The organism is Embleya sp. NPDC005575, assembly GCF_040605455.1.
Lineage (GTDB): Bacteria > Actinomycetota > Actinomycetes > Streptomycetales > Streptomycetaceae > Embleya.
On sequence record NZ_JBEXCV010000305.1, the window covers coordinates 1 to 4106 of the forward strand.

2 protein-coding genes are annotated in these 4106 nt (G+C 67.4%); both read right to left on the reverse strand.

Going from position 1 to position 4106, the window contains the following annotated elements; translation table 11 throughout:
- Positions 1–1446: condensation domain-containing protein (locus ABZS54_RS42355; RefSeq protein ID WP_355548622.1), on the reverse strand; the 1446-nt coding region annotated here is incomplete at its 3' end.
- The coding region (locus ABZS54_RS42360; protein WP_355548625.1) for a condensation domain-containing protein at positions 1443–4106 on the reverse strand (2664 nt) is incomplete at its 5' end. The genes ABZS54_RS42360 and ABZS54_RS42355, both read right to left, overlap by 4 nt.

The following is a 4106-nucleotide window of genomic DNA, read 5'->3' on the forward strand; positions in this document are numbered from 1 at the left end:
CACCGCATCCGGGCAGACCTCGGTCCGCTCCTCGATCAACCGATGAATCGTCGCGGTGTCCGGGTAACCACCGGCAGTCTCGTTCCAGTCGACCACGACCTGGCGCCGCTCCTCCGGCGTGAGCATCTCCAGTTCGCACAACCGGGCCGCCGGACGGGTGACCACTTCGGTCAGCAGGGTCCGGAAGTGCCCGACCAGGCGTGCCATCGTTTCGTCGTCGTAGATGCTCAGGTCGTAGACGAACCGGAACTCAAGGGTGGACCCGGCCGACGCGACCAGGGTCAGCGGATACCCGGTCCGTTCCACACAGTTCAGCAGTCGACGGCTCATTCCCTCGGGGAAGTCCGAGGCTTCCTGAACCACCGGATAGTTCTCGAAGACCAGGATGGACCGGAACAGCGGCTCGCCCCTTGGAATTCGGCTGTACTCGCGGACGTCGACCAGGTGGCAGTACTCCCATTGGCGCATGTCGAGCTGCTCGTCCTGAAGTGCACGCAGCCAACTAGCGACCGGAGCCTCGCCGTCGATGCGCCCCCGCACCGGAAGGGTGTTGATGAACAGCCCCATCATCGATTCGACATCCGGCATGGCGATCGACCGTCCCGAGATGGTCGAGCCGAACAGTACGTCGTCGTTGCCGCTGTACCGGGACAGCAGGATCGCCCAGAGACCCTGCACCAGGGTGTTCATCGTGATCCGTTGGGCGCGGGCGTACGCCCTGGCCGAGTCGAAGAGTTCCGCGTCGGCGTGGATCTCGATCTCACCCACGCCCGTATCGCCCGTGTCGCGATCGACGCGCAGATCCGTCGGCTCGGTGATGCCGTCGAGGCACGCCGTCCAAAAGGCCTTCGAATCGGCCGGGTTGCGGGTACTCAACCACTCGATGTAGCGGCGGTACGGGGTGGCCGGGGGCATCGGTACCCGATCCACCGGCACACCGTCCAGCAGGCCGCGGTAGATCGCGAACAGCTCCTTCTGGAGTAGCTGCACGCTCCATCCGTCGAGCAGGATGTGGTGGAACGACCAGACCACGACCCGGCGTTCCTCGGCCATCCGGATCACGGTGACGCGTACCAGCGGCGCCGTGGCGAGGTCGAAGCCGAGTTCCCAGTCCCGGGCGAGGAACTCCTGCAGCCGGGTCTCCTGGGCGTACTCGGTGTAGCCGCACCAGTTGCGGAGTGAGAACGGGAGTTCGGCGGTACGCTGCACGACCTGGACCGGCTCGGACACGCCCTCCCACACGAACGCGCTGCGCAGGATGGTGTGCCGGTCGACGAGCCGCTGCCACGCGAGCCGGAAGCAGTCGTCGTCGAAGTTCCCGTGCACCTCCTCCGTCATCTGCACCATGTACGGGCGGGTGTCGGAGGAGTCCTGGAGCGAGTGGAACAGCATGCCGAACTGGAGCGGTGAGAGTCCGTAGACGTCTTCCACGTTGTGAGTACTCACTTTGAGAACCTCTTCAGGATCGCCGCCATGTCGGAGTCGCCGACATCGGTGCGGGGTGCGGTGGCCCGGCCGGTGCCGACGGCCTGCTTGGCACTCGCCGAGATCAGACTGCGCAGGCACTCGATCAACTCGTCGGTCAGTCGTTCGACGGTCCGACGGTCGTGCAGTGCCGTGGAGTAGTTCACGTACACGCTGAACGTGTCGCCCTCGACGGCCGCCGTGACGTCCAGGACGTTCCAGCGCATGCCTTCGGGGCTGATCGACGGGCCCTTGGGCTCGGTCGGGTCCGCATAGCGTCCGATCCCCGGCAACTGCCGGGTGAATTGCCCGAGGTAGTTGAAATTGACCTCGGGGTCCGGCTGTTCGCGCAGTACCGACGCCTGCTCAGGGCTGCCGAGGTAGCGCAGGATCCCGTATCCGACGCCCTTGTTCGGGATCCGCGCCAACTGCTCCTTGACCGCCGCCAACGACGTCACCGCGTCCGCGTCGGGGTCGGTGTGCAGCACGACCGGGAAGACGCCGGTGAACCAGCCGACCGTGCGGGACAGATCCACGTCCGCGAACAGATCCTCCCGACCGTGTCCCTCCAGGCCGATCAGCGTGTCGCCGGAGCCGGTCCACCTGCCCACGGTACGCGCCAGCGCGGTCAACAGCGCGTCGTTGATCCGGGTGTTGAAGGCCCGCGGCACGTCGCGCAGCAGGGCATTCGTCTCCCGGGCGTCGAGCGACGCGCACACCGTCGCAGCCGAGCGTGCCTCGTTGCGGCCGTCCCGGTCACGCGGGAGCCTGCCGGTGGGCTTGGGCTCCGCCCAGTAGGCGAACTCCGCGCGAGCCTCCGGCGATACCGCGAATCGGGTGAGCTTCTCCGACCAGGCCTTGACCGACGTGGTCTTGTCCGGAAGCCGTACCGCAGTGCCGGCGGCGCGCTGCTCGTAGGCGCTGCCCAGGTCCTCCAGGAGGATGCGCCAGGACACGCCGTCGACGGCGAGGTGATGCACGGTCAGAAGCAGCCGCTGGCCGCGCCCGGGGCCCAGTTCGAGCAGCGCGCAGCGCAGGAGCGGCCCCTTGAGCAGATCCAGGCTCTCCTGGACCTCGGTGCCGATGCCGCGCATCACCGACGACAACGCGTCGTCCGACACCTCGGAGAGGTCGTGTACGTCCAGCAGGAGTGCGCCCGCGGTGTCGTCGAGGTATTGCACCCAGCCGTCGTTCTCCCGGCTGAACCGCAGGCGGAGCGCGTCGTGATGCTCGGTCAGGTCGATCAACGCCAGGCCCAGCAGGTCCGCGTCGAGGTCGTCGGTGGCGAGCAGTTCGGCCTGATTGAAGTGGTGGTCCGCCGGCAGTTCCTTTTCGAAGAACCAGTGCTGGATCGGCGTCAGCGGCAGTTCGCCCTCGACTGCTCCCTGTTCCGCGTCCACCGCGGTGCCGGTGTCCGCATGCGCGGCGATCTCCGCAACGGTCTGGTGCTTGAAGATCATCCGCGGGGTCAGGTGGACACCGAACTTCTTCGCCCGGGCGATCATCTGGATGCTGATGATCGAGTCGCCCCCGAGTTCGAAGAAGTTGTCGTGGATGCCGACGGTCTCGACCCGCAGGATGTCGGCCCAGACGGCGGCGAGGGTCGCCTCGACGGGGGTGCGGGGAGAGGTGTACGCGGCCTCCAGGTCCGGGCGCTGTCCGTCCGGTGTCGGCAGCGCCTTGTGATCGACCTTGCCGTTCGGGGTGAGCGGCAGCTCGTCGAGGACGACGAACGCGGCCGGGACCATGTAGTCGGGCAGGTTCCGCTGGAGATGGGCCCGCAACTCCCCGGTCGCGGGGGGCCGGCTGCCGGAACCGACCAGGTAGGCGGTGAGGCGCTTGTCGCCGGGGTTGTCCTCGCGGACGATCACGGCCGTCGCCGCGACGGCGGGATGGGTCAGGAGGTTGTTCTCGATCTCGCCGAGTTCGATGCGGTAGCCGCGGAGTTTGACCTGGTTGTCGATGCGGCCGATGAACTCCAGTCGGCCATCCGGGCGCCACTTGACCAGGTCGCCGGTGCGGTAGACGCGGGCGTCCGGGTCGGCGGAGAAGGGATCCCGGGTGAAGCGGGCCTCGGTCAGCTCCGGGCGGTTCAGGTAGCCGCGGGCGACGCAGATCCCGCCCAGCAGGCACTCGCCAGGAACACCGACCGGCACCGGACGATCGTAGCGATCCACCACATAAGCCCTGGTGTTGGTGATCGGCACACCCACCGGAGTGCTCTCCCAGGCCGGATCCACCTCCCTGGTCAGGCTCATCACATTGGCGACCGAACCCTCCGTCGCCCCGTACTCGTTCGAGATCGTCGTGACGCAGCTGCCGGCCGCAAGGACGCGCCGGACCAGTGTCGGCGAGAGGTCTTCGCCGCCGGCCACGATGGTGGCGATGGCATGCCGCTTGCCGGTGTGCTCCAGGTGTGCGACCAGGACTTCGAGGTGGGAGGGGGTGGCCTTGAGGAAGCTGATCGGGACCCCGGTGAGTACCGTTTCGATGGCCGCGTCGAACGCGGTGCCGTCGACGCCGAGTTGGGGTACGTCCAGCCGCATTCCCTGGATGAGTGGGAGGAAGAGTGCGGTGATGGTGAGGTCGAAGGTGACGGAGGAGTAGAGCAGGCTGCCGATACCGTCGCCGGCAGCGGCGGG